The organism is Mesonia sp. HuA40, from assembly GCF_008017835.1.
In the GTDB taxonomy this organism is placed as follows: Bacteria; Bacteroidota; Bacteroidia; order Flavobacteriales; family Flavobacteriaceae; genus Mesonia.
Window position 1 is genome coordinate 78758 of sequence record NZ_VRLT01000056.1, and the last position, 13954, is coordinate 92711.

At 35.1% G+C, this 13954-nt stretch carries 15 protein-coding genes; 12 read left to right on the top strand and 3 right to left on the bottom strand.

Features of this window, described 5'->3' with window-relative positions:
- Positions 1 to 8 precede the first annotated feature (8 nt).
- From FT993_RS09130 to FT993_RS09140, 3 genes are read left to right on the top strand one after another with little or no spacing between them, the layout of a single operon-like run.
- Complete coding sequence (locus FT993_RS09130; RefSeq protein ID WP_147862239.1) at positions 9 to 1325, top strand: gliding motility-associated protein GldE; 1317 nt, start codon at positions 9 to 11, stop codon at positions 1323 to 1325.
- The gene (gene gldD, locus FT993_RS09135; RefSeq protein WP_147862240.1) at positions 1310 to 1888 is read left to right on the top strand and encodes a gliding motility lipoprotein GldD; all 579 of its coding nucleotides are present in this window, start codon (positions 1310 to 1312) and stop codon (positions 1886 to 1888) included. Before FT993_RS09130 ends, gldD begins: the two co-directional genes overlap by 16 nt.
- Before the next feature lie 47 nt (positions 1889 to 1935).
- Entirely contained in the window at positions 1936 to 2850 is a 915-nt protein-coding gene (locus FT993_RS09140) for a DMT family transporter (RefSeq protein ID WP_147862346.1), read from the top strand.
- A 57-nt stretch (positions 2851 to 2907) separates the two neighbouring features.
- Here the strand turns inward: FT993_RS09140 and FT993_RS09145 are convergent, their stop codons facing one another.
- Both FT993_RS09145 and FT993_RS09150 read right to left on the bottom strand, forming a co-directional pair.
- Entirely contained in the window at positions 2908 to 4977 is a 2070-nt protein-coding gene (locus tag FT993_RS09145; RefSeq protein WP_147862241.1) for a pitrilysin family protein, read from the bottom strand.
- A 7-nt stretch (positions 4978 to 4984) separates the two neighbouring features.
- Complete coding sequence (locus tag FT993_RS09150) at positions 4985 to 6313, bottom strand: pitrilysin family protein (protein WP_147862242.1); 1329 nt, start codon at positions 6311 to 6313, stop codon at positions 4985 to 4987.
- 173 nt (positions 6314 to 6486) lie between these two features.
- Between FT993_RS09150 and FT993_RS09155 the strand changes: the two genes are divergently transcribed.
- From FT993_RS09155 to FT993_RS09170, 4 genes are all read left to right on the top strand, one after another.
- Positions 6487 to 6966 (top strand): DUF4199 domain-containing protein, encoded by a 480-nt coding sequence (locus FT993_RS09155; protein ID WP_147862243.1) that lies wholly within the window; start codon positions 6487 to 6489, stop codon positions 6964 to 6966.
- 48 nt (positions 6967 to 7014) lie between these two features.
- Positions 7015 to 7488, top strand: a complete 474-nt coding sequence (gene rplU / locus FT993_RS09160) for a 50S ribosomal protein L21 (protein ID WP_147862244.1) — start codon at positions 7015 to 7017, stop codon at positions 7486 to 7488.
- Positions 7489 to 7513: 25 nt separating this feature from the next.
- Positions 7514 to 7774: a 50S ribosomal protein L27 gene (gene rpmA, locus FT993_RS09165; RefSeq protein WP_147862245.1), complete on the top strand. Its 261-nt coding sequence runs from the start codon at positions 7514 to 7516 to the stop codon at positions 7772 to 7774.
- Between the two features lie 130 nt (positions 7775 to 7904).
- Positions 7905 to 8483 (top strand): DUF3332 domain-containing protein, encoded by a 579-nt coding sequence (locus tag FT993_RS09170; protein ID WP_147862246.1) that lies wholly within the window; start codon positions 7905 to 7907, stop codon positions 8481 to 8483.
- A 69-nt stretch (positions 8484 to 8552) separates the two neighbouring features.
- Here FT993_RS09170 and ahcY read toward each other — a convergent pair whose 3' ends face one another.
- Entirely contained in the window at positions 8553 to 9869 is a 1317-nt protein-coding gene (gene ahcY / locus FT993_RS09175; RefSeq protein WP_147862247.1) for an adenosylhomocysteinase, read from the bottom strand.
- A 59-nt stretch (positions 9870 to 9928) separates the two neighbouring features.
- On the opposite strand from ahcY, the gene FT993_RS09180 reads away from it, so the two are divergent.
- From FT993_RS09180 to FT993_RS09200, 5 genes are read left to right on the top strand one after another with little or no spacing between them, the layout of a single operon-like run.
- Positions 9929 to 10558, top strand: coding sequence for a 4'-phosphopantetheinyl transferase superfamily protein (locus tag FT993_RS09180; RefSeq protein ID WP_147862248.1), 630 nt, complete (start codon positions 9929 to 9931; stop codon positions 10556 to 10558).
- On the top strand, positions 10558 to 11268 hold the full coding sequence (locus FT993_RS09185; RefSeq protein ID WP_147862249.1) for a geranylgeranylglyceryl/heptaprenylglyceryl phosphate synthase: 711 nt from the start codon (positions 10558 to 10560) through the stop codon (positions 11266 to 11268). The genes FT993_RS09180 and FT993_RS09185 overlap by 1 nt, the downstream gene beginning before the upstream one ends.
- A 5-nt stretch (positions 11269 to 11273) precedes the next feature.
- On the top strand, positions 11274 to 11909 hold the full coding sequence (pnuC, locus tag FT993_RS09190) for a nicotinamide riboside transporter PnuC (protein WP_147862250.1): 636 nt from the start codon (positions 11274 to 11276) through the stop codon (positions 11907 to 11909).
- Positions 11864 to 12430: an AAA family ATPase gene (locus tag FT993_RS09195; protein ID WP_147862251.1), complete on the top strand. Its 567-nt coding sequence runs from the start codon at positions 11864 to 11866 to the stop codon at positions 12428 to 12430. The genes pnuC and FT993_RS09195 overlap by 46 nt, the downstream gene beginning before the upstream one ends.
- Positions 12423 to 13952 (top strand): DUF4301 family protein, encoded by a 1530-nt coding sequence (locus tag FT993_RS09200; RefSeq protein ID WP_147862252.1) that lies wholly within the window; start codon positions 12423 to 12425, stop codon positions 13950 to 13952. Before FT993_RS09195 ends, FT993_RS09200 begins: the two co-directional genes overlap by 8 nt.
- Positions 13953 to 13954 lie beyond the last annotated feature (2 nt).

Genomic DNA, 13954 nt, shown 5'->3' on the forward strand with positions numbered 1-13954 from the left:
TTTAAGACTTGGACCCCGACCCTTCCAGTTTGTTGCTTATTTATAGTTTAGGATATTTTGAAGCCTTGGGTATTTTTGGGCTTTTTGTTCTGTTAATTTTTTCGGCCTTAATATCTGGTTCCGAAGTTGCTTTGTTTTCTTTAAAGCCTTCAGATTTTGAAGTAGAGCAGGGATCAATTCCGGCAAAACAGCAAATATTAATACGATTATTAGACAGACCCAAGCGTTTATTAGCTACTATTTTGGTTGCCAATAATTTTGTAAACATTGCTATTGTATTGCTTTTTGATCAATTGGGAGAGCAATTATTACATCAGTTAAACACAAGTATACTAGGACTTAATTTACGTTTTCTGGTTGAAGTGGTAGTGGTAACTTTTTTAATTCTCTTGTTTGGCGAAATCCTTCCTAAAATATATGCTAATCGTAATCGTTTACAGTTTTCATTGTTTATGGCCTATCCTTTAGCTTTCCTAGATAAGCTTTTTTTGGTATTTAGTATACCCATGCGTTTTGTTACTTTACGGATTCATGAGCGTTTAGGAAAGCAAAAGTCTAGCTTAAGTGTAGATCAATTATCGCAAGCTTTAGAGTTAACCAATGCAGAGGATACTACCCAAGAGGAGCAAAAAATCTTACAAGGCATTGTCTCATTTGGTAATACCGTAGCCAAACAGGTAATGAAGAATAGGATGGATGTTTTTGCGCTTAATAAAGAGCAATCTTTCAAAGAGGTGGTTGATGAAATTATCGAAAATGGATACTCGAGGATACCAGTATACGAAGATAATATAGACCAAATTTTAGGTATCCTTTACATTAAGGACTTATTACCTTTTTTAGAGGAGCGAGACTTTAAATGGCAAAACCTAATACGCGAAGCTTTTTTTGTTCCAGAAAATAAAAAATTAGATGATTTATTGAATGATTTTAAACAAAAGAAAAATCACCTAGCTATTGTTGTAGACGAATATGGAGGGACGAGTGGAATTATATCTCTTGAAGATATCATAGAGGAAATTGTGGGCGATATTAGCGATGAATTTGATGATGAAGATTTAATTTACTCTAAATTAGACGAAAATACTTATGTTTTTGAAGGTAAAACTGCCTTAAAAGATTTTTATAAAATAATTGACCTTGATGAGGTAGAGTTAATCGAACAAAAAAAAGGAGAGGCAGAAACTCTAGCTGGTTTTTTACTTGAAATATCGGGAGAGTTTCCCAAGCGCAACACCAAAATAGAAATTGGGCACCTTACTTTTATTGTTGAAATTGTAGATAAAAAAAGAATTAAACAGGTGAAATTATGTATAGGAGCATAAAAATTTTAAAATACTTATTGGTGGTTGTATTGCTTTTATTTTCTTGTGAAGAAACAAACACTCCTAAACCCGGTGGTTACTTGGCACTTACTTACCCAGAACCAACCTATAGTATGCGTGAATTTTTAGCTTGCCCTTATGCTTTTGAAATTAATCAAATAGCCAAGATTCAACCAGCAAAAGCAAAGCAAAACTGTTGGTACAATATAGAATACCCTACTTTAAATGCTACTTTATTTTTAAGTTACAGGCCAGTAAATAAGGACAATTTAAGGGATTTGTTAGTCGATGCTCAGCGTCTTCCTTTAGAGCATACAATTAAGGCAGATGAAATTGAGGGAGATACCTATGTAAATAATAAAAGAAAAGTATATGGTACTTTTTATGAAGTAAAGGGAGATGCCGCCTCTCAAGCTCAATTTTATGTAACCGATAGTGTAAATCACTTCCTAACGGGTTCACTTTACTTTAAAACAAAACCTAATTTTGATAGCATTCAACCAGCAGCCGCTTATCTTAAAACAGATATGAAGCGTTTGCTTGAGTCATTACAATGGCGTTAATTTATCTCTGATGTAATTTTTTTTGCTTTCTTTTGCAAAAAAAAGAAATGCAGCAATCGGTGCTTAAATGGGTTTACTTATTCGCCCTTTCCTTGGTATGGGGAAGTTCTTTCATACTTATAAAAAAAGGTTTGGTTGGTTTAACTCCGTTACAGTTGGGGTCGTTACGCATTTGTTTAGCGGCTTTATTCTTAATGATTATTGGTGCTAGAAGTCTTAAAAAAATTCCGAAGGTTTCTTGGCGTTATATTATTCTATCGGCATTTCTTGGAAGTTTTTTTCCTGCTTATTTGTTCGCTTTTGCCGAATTAGAGGTAGATAGTGCTGTGGTATCTATTCTTAACTCAACGGTTCCTATTTTAGCCATAATTGTAGGAAGTTTATTCTTTGCTCAAAAAGCCAGTAAAAAGCAGACTATAGGGGTAGTAATTGGCTTAATAGGTAGTATAATACTAATAGGGAGTGGCGCAACTACTAATCAAGATCAGAATTATTGGTTCGCCTTGTTGCCTTTGTTTGCCACGACGATGTATGCATTTAATGTTCATATTATCAAAACTTATCTTCAAGATATATCCGCTTTAAGCATTACAGTGGGTTCTTTTATAGTATTGTTTTTTCCAGCGCTTTTTTATTTGCTTTTCAGCGGATTTTTTACAACTAGATTGCTTAATGATCCCATTGTATATGAATCTATGGGTTACATAGCGATTTTAGCGATTGTAGGCACTGGTGTTGCTAAAATATTATTCAATAGATTGGTGCAGCTTTCTAGCCCGGTTTTTACCACATCGGTTACTTATTTAATTCCTGTAGTGGCTTTATTCTGGGGATTTCTAGATGGTGAAAAGTTTAGTTGGATGCAAGCTTTTGGCGGTTTTGTGGTGCTTATTGGAGTTTTTTACGCTAACAAAAGAAAAGCAAGAAAATCTTACAAGCAAGTCAATCAAATCAATATATAAAAAAAGGTCTGGTTCTTCTTTGAAAACCAGACCTTTTAAAGATTTATCGCATTTAGATTATTCGAAATCCTTACTGCTTACTCCTTTATTAATAATAACATTCTTCATGTTAATATCTAAATTTTGAGGTCCCATGCTCATTGTCATTGAGTGTGGAATTTTAACTCCATTTACCTCTTTGTAGTTTCCGTAACCAACTGTATTGCTAACGGTTTGTCCCATTTGTTCTGCGGTTGTAACTGATTGGATTTTAAGACCAGTTTCTACACTGTAAAAATCTTGCGTGTTTTCGGTAGTTTGAACCACGTAAGCTTTTTTACCGTCAACCATTTCAATACCTGTTAATTTGGCATCGGCGGGCACATTTAATTCAGGAAATAATCCACCAGATTTTTTGGCATCCTTAATTTGTTCTGGGGTAAAGTCGATTTTTTGACCCTGAGCCATCACGTATCCAGTTTCACCATCAAAAACTTCTTTACTCATTGTCATTCCATTCATACTTACCACTCTAGCATATTCACCTTTCTGGGTGCTTTTGATGTTAAAGTTAAGTGTCATCCCTTGAATTTTTCCTTCGCCTTCCATGGCTAGGCTTTTAACATCCTTAAGTTTTTCTTTTCCACCAATAGCTTTTAGATAGTCGTTGTAAACAGTTTCAACGTTTACACCTTCAGGAAGCGCTATTTTGTAAACAGGGCGATCTACCTTATTACCTTCTTTGTCAAAGTAAAATACTGGAACTTTTTTACCATTTAAGTGGATGTTCTCTAAATTTTCTAAAATTTCTGAACCTTTACCAGCTACTACAATTTGCATTTTATCTGTTTTGTAGTATTTGTTAGCAACACGTAAAATATCTTCTGGGGTTACTGCATTGATTTTTTCTAAAAAAGTCACGTAGAAATCCTCAGGTAAATCATTGGTTTCGATATTTAGTGCATAATTAGCAACGGTTGAAGGACTTTCTAAGCGCATTACAAAATCTCCTGCAAATTGACTTTTAGCATTATTTAAATCCTCAAAAGAAACAGGTTCTGTTTTTATACGGTTAAATTCTTTAAACGATTCTACAATAGCACTATCTGTAACTGCATTTCTTACGCTGGTTGATGCAACAAAACGGCTTGCATACTTGTCTGAACCTGTACTTGTTCTGGCTCCGTATGTCCAACCGTGTTCTTCACGTAAGTTCATGTTCAAGTAACTTCCAAATGCACCTCCTAAAATTTGGTTGGCTAATAAGACAGGGAAATAATCTTCATCTGCCATTTTTAAGTCAATAGCATTCTGTATACGCAACTCGCTTTGTACGGCATTGGGTACATCTATAAAGTTAACTTGAGTGTATTGTACTGTAGGTAAATTAGGAAGCGCTGCCGCTGGAGGCGTGTCTGCCTGCCAAGATTTGAAATTCTTCTTAACTAATTTCTTAACTTCTTTGGTTTTGATATCACCTACAACCACCAAGTATGCATTTTTCGGTGATATGTAATTTTGGTAATATTTCTTTACATCGTTTAAAGTTACATTTTCTACAGACTCCTCTGTGGCAAATTCCCCGTAAGGGTGATTTTTACCATATACTAAAGCAGAAGAAACGTTGCTAGCAATAGCTCCAGCGCTTTTGGCACTAGATTTTATACCTTCGATTAATTTTGCTTTTTCAGCATCAAATTCTTCTTGGGTGAATTTTGGCATTAGTAAGCCTTCTGCCATAAGCCCAAATACTTCTGGGAAGAATTTAGATAATGAGGCTGCGCTAGCGCTAGAAGTTCCGTATCCTACTCTAGCTCCTAAAAAGTCAATACGCTCATTGAACGCGTCTTTGCTTGTGTTTTGCGTTCCAGTACCCATAAGTGCACTAAATAGAGCTTTAACGCCTTCTTTGTTACCTTCTGAATGTGGTTTGTTATCTATGATTAATGTGGCGCTTACCCTTGGTAACTTGTGATTTTCAACCACCAATACCTTTAGGCCATTTTTAAGCGTAAAAGTATCTGGTTGTCCTAAGTTGATTTTTGGGGCTGGCCCGGGCTGAGGTTGTTTAGATCGATCTATTTGTGCGTGTGCTCCAAAGAGAGAAACACATAAAAATAGAATGGTAAATATTTTAAATTTATTCATGTTGTTTTTATTTAGCGTCTTCTGGTGTTGGTAAATAATCTAAATCAAGTCTTTGATTTTTGTTCAAGTACTTTTTAGCTACTTCTCTTATTTCTTCGCGTGTTATACTTCTATAGATGTCAATTTCTTCATTGATTAGATCTACATCGCCGTATAACGTATGGTAGGTAGCTAAAGAAGAGGCAATACCCTGAATGTTGCTGTTAGAGTTTACAAATCTATTTTCAAATTTATTTTGAAGCTTTTGATACTCCTTTTCGCTGATCAATTCGTTTTGTAGTTTCTCAATTTCCTCATCTATAGATTTTCCTAGCTGCTCAAGTGGCGTGTCACCCATTGCTAGAGCACCCATCACATAAGTTCCATAATCTTCTTGCGACCTAGGAAAGGCTAATACCTGTAATGCTTCTTTATTTTCATCAACCATTTTCTTATACATTCTAGAACTTTTACCATCGGTTAAAATAGAAGATATCATGTCTAAAACATAGGCGTCTCTATCTTTCATTGAAGGTGTTCTGTACACATAAAGCTTGGCAGGAATTTGAATGTTATCATCATATTCGGTTGCTTTAATAGTTGAAGTAATAGGATCTTCTTTAACATTTACTCGTTCAACCTCTGGCTTAGCTTCAATTGGGCCAAAATATTGCTCGATTAACTTTTTAGTGTTAGCTTCTTCAAAATCACCGGCTACCACTAAAGTCGCATTATTGGGACCGTAATACTTTTCAAAAAATGCTTTAAACTCATCTAATTGAGCAGCATCTAAATCTTCCATCGTTCCGATAACAGAATTTTTGTAAGGATGTTTTTCAAACATATAAGGTGAGATTCCTGTGTTATAAAGAATCTTACCGTAAGGAGCGTTATCTATTCGCGATCTTTTCTCTTCTTTTACCACTTCGTTTTGAGTGTCTACTCCAATTTGATTAATAACTGGGTGTAACATACGTTCTGACTCCATCCATAACCCAAGTTCTAAATTGTTTGAAGGGAAGGTCTCGTAGTAATAAGTTCTATCTTGCGTGGTATTTGCGTTGTTTCGACCGCCGTTGGCTGCTACAATATTAAACCATTCGCCACGTGGAATATTTTCTGTCCCTTCAAAAAGTAGGTGTTCAAAAAAGTGTGCAAATCCTGAGCGTCCTTCTTCCTCATCTTTAGCTCCTACGTGATACATTACTGCCACGGTAACAACAGGGGCAGTATTATCTTGATGTAAGATTACATCAAGACCGTTGTCTAGGGTGTACTTGCTAAATTCAACTTGTTGGGCAAAAGCTCCAAAAGTCAAAAGTAACGAACACACCGTTAAGCTGATTTTTTTAATCATGTTTTATTTGTTTAGTTATTTATTAAATAAGACTCCAAAAATACAAATTTGTTACAAAAATAGGTAGTAATTTTCAATTAGCTATAAATTACTGTATTAAGGTAAATTTAACAAGAACTTAATTAATAACTTATTCCTTTTTAATTAAATTTAGTGAAACAAAAATTATGATTATGAGAAGACAAAATATTCCTATTATATATGGCTTTGGGATAGCTGTAATGCTAAGTGCTTATTTTCTAATCCTAGCTCTTTTCGGGTTGCATGTTTACCCGGCTTTTAGTTTTTTTAATGCGGTGATTACATGTGCTGGTATTTTTCTTTGTATTCGAGCTTACAAGCGCAATATCGAATCTGAATTTAATTATCAAGATGGTTTTACTGCAGGTATAACTTCGGGATTCATCGCCAGTATTCTGTTTACTTTATTTTTTGGTGTGTATGCTACGCATTTGCAGCCTGACTTTTTAGAGCAAATGGACATTAAATTGATTAATAATTTTGCATTGCTTTTATTCATTGTGGCCATAATGGGTTTTGCTACCACCTTAGTGGTTACCTTAACTTTTATGCAGCTGTTTAAAAACTCTTGGAATGCAAAGAAACATCCTGTAAACGAGTATAAAAAAAATCATGAGCATATTGTAAATTAGAAAAATAGACGTATATTTGCATCCGTTTTAATTAAATAAATTTACGCTATGTACGCAATTGTAGAGATAGCAGGGCAGCAATTTAAGGTTGCAAAAGACCAAAAAGTGTTTGTTCACCGTTTAGCAGGAGAAGAGGGAGACGAGATCTCTTTTGATAAAGTTCTTTTGGCTGGTAATGGTGATGATATTACTGTTGGCGCCCCGGCTATAGAAGGAGCTCTTGTTGGAGCCAAAATTACTAGACACCTTAAAGGAAATAAAGTAATTGTATTCAAAAAGAAGCGAAGAAAAGGTTATCGTGTAAAAAATGGTCACCGTCAGGCATTAACAGAGATCGTTATCAACGATATTTCTCTTAATGGAGGTAAAAAAACAAAGGCAAAAGCCGAATCAAAATCTAAAGAAGATAAAGATTTAAGTAGTTACACAGTAGCTGAACTTAAAGAAATGGCTAAAGAAAAAGGTCTTGAAGGTTACTCTTCTTTAAAGAAAGCTGAGCTTATTGAAGCTTTAAGCAAATAAGTATTAATTTTAAAATTTACGTAAAATGGCACATAAAAAAGGAGTAGGTAGTTCGAAGAACGGTAGAGAGTCAGAATCGAAACGTCTTGGGGTTAAAATCTTTGGAGGGCAAGCAGCTGTAGCTGGTAATATTATCGTTAGACAACGCGGTACGGCACACAACCCTGGCGAAAACGTTTATGCAGGTAAAGATCATACTTTACATGCAAAAGTTGACGGTATTGTTAAATTTACGAAGAAGAAAAACAATAAATCATATGTTTCTATAGAGCCATTTGAGGCTTAGAAATGTATCGTAAATAAATCTTGAAAACCTCTAACCTAGCGTTAGAGGTTTTTTTGTTATAATTTTTTTAAAATTGATAGAGGTAGCGTAATTTCCAATTAACTTAGAATTCTAAATAAAATATTTAATTATGAGAAGAGTTTATGTAAGTATGGCACTGGCTGCCGCAATTTTAAGTACGAGTTGTTTGGGTTCTTTTAGCGCGTTTAATGGGTTGAAAGATTGGAACCAACAAGCTACAAATAACAAATACGTTAACAATGTAATATTTTGGGGGCTAAATATTATTCCTGTTTACGGATTGTTCTTTTTGGGGGATGTAATTATTTTTAACGTGATAGAATTCTGGTCAGGTTCAAATCCTATCGCGATGAAACCTGGTGAAATGGAATCGCAAATCATAACTCACGAAGGAGTAACGTATGAATTAATTGCAACTACCAACACTATGAAAGTTAATGTTCTTGACGGAAAAGATAAAGGTCGCAGTGCCACTTTCTTTTATTCACCAGAAGAACAATCTTGGAATTTAAAACAAGAAGATGAAGAGGCGATTAAGCTTGCAGCTATTGAAGAAGGGAATTATGTAGTTTATTTGCCAGAAGGTGAGGTGGTTAAAATGAACGCAGCAACCACTACAGAAAACGGATTGGCCATTCTTAATAGCAAAATGGTTCAATATAATGAAGCTTTAGTTTCTAATCAGTAAAAGAAAAGTTTTTCAAATAAAAAAGCCGCGCTCATTTGCGCGGCTTTTTAGTTAAAATTATTTTTTGTATTAGTAGCGGTAGTATTCAGGTTTAAATGGTCCTTTCACTTCAACTCCTATGTATTTTGCTTGATCTTCAGAAAGATCAGTTAGCTCAACACCAATTTTTTCTAAGTGTAGCGCAGCTACTTTCTCGTCTAAGTGTTTAGGAAGCATATAAACTTCATTTTTATATTTATCGCTATGATTCCACAATTCAATTTGAGCTAAAGTTTGGTTGGTAAATGAGTTACTCATTACAAAACTCGGGTGTCCAGTTGCGCAACCTAGATTCACCAATCTACCTTCGGCAAGAAGTATGATATCATTTCCATTCACCGTGTATTTGTCAACTTGCGGTTTAATCTCGGTTTTAGATTCTCCATGATTTTCATTTAACCAAGCCACATCTATTTCATTATCAAAATGACCAATATTACATACAATAGTTTTATCTTTCATGGCTTCAAAATGCTCACCTCGAACAATATCTTTGTTACCTGTTGTTGTGATTACAATATCGGCTTTAGGTAATACCGTTTCTAGGCGTTTTACTTCGAAACCATCCATTGCTGCTTGTAACGCGCAAATAGGATCAATTTCGGTCACCGTTACTATCGAGCCAGCTCCTCTAAATGAAGCAGCCGTACCTTTTCCTACATCTCCATATCCACACACTACTACTCGTTTTCCAGCAAGCATAACGTCTGTAGCTCTTCGAATAGCATCTACGGCACTTTCTCGACAGCCGTATTTATTGTCAAACTTAGATTTTGTTACCGAGTCATTTACATTAATGGCTGGCATGGGCAGGGTGCCGTTTTTCATACGTTCGTATAAACGATGCACTCCTGTGGTAGTTTCTTCAGAAAGACCTTTGATGTCTTTCGCCAATTCTGGGTAGCGATCTAAAACCATATTGGTTAAATCTCCGCCATCATCCAAAATCATATTTAACGGCTTGCGGTCTTCTCCAAAAAACAATGTTTGTTCAATACACCAGTCGAACTCTTCCTCGTTCATGCCTTTCCAAGCATATACAGGAATCCCAGCTTGAGCAATTGCTGCTGCGGCTTGATCTTGTGTAGAAAAAATATTACAAGAACTCCAAGTAACTTCCGCGCCAAGCGCCACTAATGTCTCAATTAAAACTGCGGTTTGTATAGTCATATGCAGGCAACCTGCTATTCTTGCGCCTTTAAGAGGTTGTTGGTCTTTGTACTCCTCGCGTAATGACATTAATCCTGGCATTTCGGCCTCAGCCAACTCGATTTCTTTGCGTCCCCAATCGGCTAAACTAATATCTTTTACTTTATATGGTACATAACCTACTGTTTTCGTGCTCATATCCTTATATTTGTATTTATCAATTCATGTGCAAAAATACATAATAATCAATTAACAGGATGCCTCTTTATAAAAATATAACAATTGATGAGCGTACTAAAGTGCTCATTTGGAAGATAGAAGAGTCCTTAGCATTTTTGAGCGAATCAATTAAGCTTACGCCTCATTGCCAAAAACGTTTAGATTCGATGAAGTCTGAAATTCATCAACGTGGTTTTATGAGTATTCGACATTTGTTAGCATTAGAGGGCTATGAAGATTGTGATTTGTATTATGATGAATTTGGGAAGCCACACCTAAAAGATGGTAAGTATATTTCAATAACTCATTCATTTACCTTTACAGGGATAATTATAAGTGATAGGCCAGTTGGTATTGATATTGAAAAGCAGCGAGATAAAATATTGCGAATAGCGCATAAGTTTACTCCTATACAAGAGTATCATACCTTGGCTAACGATGAAGCAAAAATTAGAAAACTTACAATTGTTTGGGGGATTAAAGAATCGGTATATAAAGTTTTAAGCATACCAGGTTTAAGATTTTTAGAACATATCTATGTTGAAGACTTCGACTTTGATGCGGGATCAACAGCGGCTAGTGTGAGTCATCTTGCGCAGGGTACCTATGAGGCTGCTTTTTTGGAGTTTGAAGGTTTTACTTGTGCATATATATTACCCAGCATGTAATGCAAAATTCAATTGACAACCAAAAAATTTTAAAGTTTTTAAAGGCATCTACTGCGGGTTTGGCAATTCTTATTGATCCAGACAAAGAGGAGGTAGAAGATATACCTAATTTAGTAAAGAGCTTACCGGCAGAAACAACTTGTGTGCTGGTAGGGGGTAGCCGTGTGGAGCCAGGAAAAAGCGACTTGATTTGTAAAAATATTAAACTATTTACTTCTTTACCCGTAATGTTATTTCCTGGTGATGAAAAACAATTGAGCTCTAATGTAGATGCAGTATTATTTCTTTCTTTGGTCTCAGGAAGAAATCCAGAATTTTTAATCAATCAACATGTCAAGGCTGTACCGTTTTTAAGAAAACATGCTCTCGAAGTCATTCCTACAGCCTATTTGTTAATTGATGGGGAAACTCGAACCGCCGTTAAAGAAGTGACGCAAACCCAACCTATACCACAAAATTCGGTTCAATTGATTGTAGATACTTGTTTAGCAGCAAAATTTTTGGGAATGCAATTGATTTATCTCGAAGCAGGTAGTGGAGCGCAAAAACCAGTTGATTTAAACATTATTAAGAAACTTAAGCAAGAAATAGATTTGCCCATATTGGTAGGGGGAGGTATAAGGAGTCTTAGCTTAGCGAAAGAATATTATAAAGCCGGTGCCCGAATGGTTGTAGTAGGAACAGCTTTTGAACAAAGAGCATTAATATAGAAACTATGAATTGGTTGGAGTGGTTTTTTGAGCCTTATATTGGTGTTTCTTCGCATCTTATTTTACTTGAAATTGTGGCCGTAGTGTTCGGGTTTTTATCGGTTTGGTACTCTAAAGAAAATCATATTTGGGTGTATCCTACAGGAATCATCAACACCAGTATTTTTGTATACATTTTGTGGCATTACGGTTTACTGGGAGATATGCTAATTAATGGGTATTACTTTAGTATGAGTATCTATGGCTGGTATATTTGGTCAAGAAAAAAAAATGGAGAGACTTTACATAAAATAGAACATGCCAGTTTTAAAGAACATTTATATGGTTTACTTCTTTTTTTTGGCACAGCTATATTTGTTATAGGGGTGTACACTGTATTTGAAAAATGGGATGGATGGATTTCTTATATGGATGTTTTTACCACGGCAATATTTTTTGTTGGCATGTGGCTTATGGCCAAACGTAAAATTGAAAATTGGATTTTTTGGATTATAGGTGATTTGGTTTCGGTGCCCTTGTATTTTTATAAAGGATTGAATATGGCAGCAGTACAATACATATTATTTACTATCATTGCGATTTACGGATATTATTCATGGATAAAGATTTACAACAACAACCAAGTAATTGTATCAAAATAGTTTTTTTTGGTCCAGAGTCAACTGGTAAAACCACCTTGGCAAGGCAATTAGCAGAACACTACCAAACACAATGGGTACCTGAATTTGCACGTGACTATTTGCAAAGAAAATATGATGACTCTGGTGTTATTTGTGAAGAAAAAGATCTTATACCCATTGCCATTGGGCAAATAGATCTAGAAAATAAACTTGTAGTATTAGCGAACAAAGTGTTATTTTGTGACACCAATGTATTGCAAACTTACTGCTATGCTCAAGTGTATTACACAAACTTTAAAAATGAACGCTTAGAGCAAGCGGCGCAAAAACATCAATACACCTATTATTTTCTTACAGATATTGATGTGCCTTGGGAAGCAGATGATTTAAGAGATAAACCCAATGAACGCCAAGCTATGTTCAATCATTTTGAGCGGGCTTTGCAAAAAAATAATTTGCCTTATACACAACTTTCTGGCAGTTTAAACACACGCGTAGAGTTGGCAAAAAAGCAAATTGATAAACTATTAAGCAATGATTAATAATTTTGATTTTTCTCAGAAAGATATAGCCCAACTAGAAAAACATGGTTTAAACCAAAACCTTATAGCCAACCAGATGCGTTTGTTTGAGAATGGTGTTGAGCCTATCAAGTTGGTCGAACCTGCAACTGTAAATAATGGTATTAAATCTCTTTCTCCAGAGAAAATAGCGGGCTTGCAGAATGGCTTTCTTAATTATCAAGGAAAAAGTCTAAGTTTTATTCCAGCTAGTGGCGCAGCTTCACGTATGTTTAAAGACTTATACAGGTTGCATGAACTATCGAATAGCTCTGAAACACTAGCCAATACCCTGCAAGAATCATCTTGGAGTTCGTGGTGTAATTTCTTTAAGAATAAAAACAAATTGGCTATATATCAGCAACTAAGACCCTTTTTAAAAAATAATAATCCAGGTTACGAGAGCCAAAATGAGAACCAACAAAATTACTTATTTTTAAAGGCATTGTTTCAACCTGTTATTCAAGGAGAAGCTATTGTAAATTTACCTAAGGCACTTGTACCTTTTCATTTAGAGCAAGATAATGTAATAACTGCTTTTGAAGAACAACTGGTTGAAGCGTGCTACACCCAACCTCTTGAAAGAGTAGCTTTACATTTTACCATTTCAGAAAGTAAAGCTTCTTTATTTAAAAAAGTGGTGGAGAAAAAACTTAAAGCTTTGGAGGAGGCATTTCAGAAAAAGCTTGTAATTGATTTTTCATATCAGAAAAGACATACCGATACTTTAGCGGTAGATCATGGAAATAAGCCAGTAAGAGATAGAGAAGGTCAGCTTATTTTAAGACCTGGTGGGCACGGGGCTTTATTAGATAATCTAAATGATGTAGATGCCGATATTGTTTTTATTAAAAACATAGATAATGTAAGTTCAAAACGCATTCTTCAGGAGAATGTTGTTTATAAACAGGCTTTGGCCGGATTGCTAATTGAAGTACAAGACAAAATTTTCTCCTTATTAAATGAGTTAGAAGAAAAGGGTTTTAACGAAGCTTTAGCAACGGAGGCTGATAGCATTGCCGAAACCTACTTTTTTAAAAAAATTAATTTTGATAGTGCTCAGGCAATTTTTAATTTTTATAATCGGCCTTTGCGGATTTGTGGTATGGTTAAAAATCAAGGAGAGCCAGGTGGAGGTCCGTATTGGGTGCAACACGATAACCAACACCCTAGTTTACAAATTGTAGAGTCTTCTCAAATAGATAAAAAAGATAAAAACCAATTGGCTATATTAAAAAAATCAACACATTTTAATCCGGTTGATTTAGTTTGTGGTCTTAAAAATTATAAGGGTAACGCCTTTGATTTAACTCATTTTAGAAATGAAAACGAATGTTTTATTTCAATCAAATCTAAAAATGGGGAAGAATTTAAAGCACTGGAGTTACCGGGACTATGGAATGGTGCTATGGCTTATTGGAATACAATTATGGTTGAGGTACCAGTGAATACCTTTAATCCTGTAAAAACAGTTTTGGACCTATTAAAGCCAAATCATCAATAGGT

What these genes read in the sequence shown, in the direction of transcription:
- gldD (WP_147862240.1), top strand. Translation starts at nt 1,310, where the DNA reads ATGTATAGGAGCATAAAAATTTTAAAATACTTATTGGTGGTTGTATTG.
- FT993_RS09140 (WP_147862346.1), top strand. Translation starts at nt 1,936, where the DNA reads ATGCAGCAATCGGTGCTTAAATGGGTTTACTTATTCGCCCTTTCCTTG.
- FT993_RS09145 (WP_147862241.1), bottom strand. Translation starts at nt 4,977, where the DNA reads ATGAATAAATTTAAAATATTTACCATTCTATTTTTATGTGTTTCTCTC.
- FT993_RS09150 (WP_147862242.1), bottom strand. Translation starts at nt 6,313, where the DNA reads ATGATTAAAAAAATCAGCTTAACGGTGTGTTCGTTACTTTTGACTTTT.
- FT993_RS09155 (WP_147862243.1), top strand. Translation starts at nt 6,487, where the DNA reads ATGAGAAGACAAAATATTCCTATTATATATGGCTTTGGGATAGCTGTA.
- rplU (WP_147862244.1), top strand. Translation starts at nt 7,015, where the DNA reads ATGTACGCAATTGTAGAGATAGCAGGGCAGCAATTTAAGGTTGCAAAA.
- rpmA (WP_147862245.1), top strand. Translation starts at nt 7,514, where the DNA reads ATGGCACATAAAAAAGGAGTAGGTAGTTCGAAGAACGGTAGAGAGTCA.
- FT993_RS09170 (WP_147862246.1), top strand. Translation starts at nt 7,905, where the DNA reads ATGAGAAGAGTTTATGTAAGTATGGCACTGGCTGCCGCAATTTTAAGT.
- ahcY (WP_147862247.1), bottom strand. Translation starts at nt 9,869, where the DNA reads ATGAGCACGAAAACAGTAGGTTATGTACCATATAAAGTAAAAGATATT.
- FT993_RS09180 (WP_147862248.1), top strand. Translation starts at nt 9,929, where the DNA reads ATGCCTCTTTATAAAAATATAACAATTGATGAGCGTACTAAAGTGCTC.
- FT993_RS09185 (WP_147862249.1), top strand. Translation starts at nt 10,558, where the DNA reads ATGCAAAATTCAATTGACAACCAAAAAATTTTAAAGTTTTTAAAGGCA.
- pnuC (WP_147862250.1), top strand. Translation starts at nt 11,274, where the DNA reads ATGAATTGGTTGGAGTGGTTTTTTGAGCCTTATATTGGTGTTTCTTCG.
- FT993_RS09195 (WP_147862251.1), top strand. Translation starts at nt 11,864, where the DNA reads ATGGATAAAGATTTACAACAACAACCAAGTAATTGTATCAAAATAGTT.
- FT993_RS09200 (WP_147862252.1), top strand. Translation starts at nt 12,423, where the DNA reads ATGATTAATAATTTTGATTTTTCTCAGAAAGATATAGCCCAACTAGAA.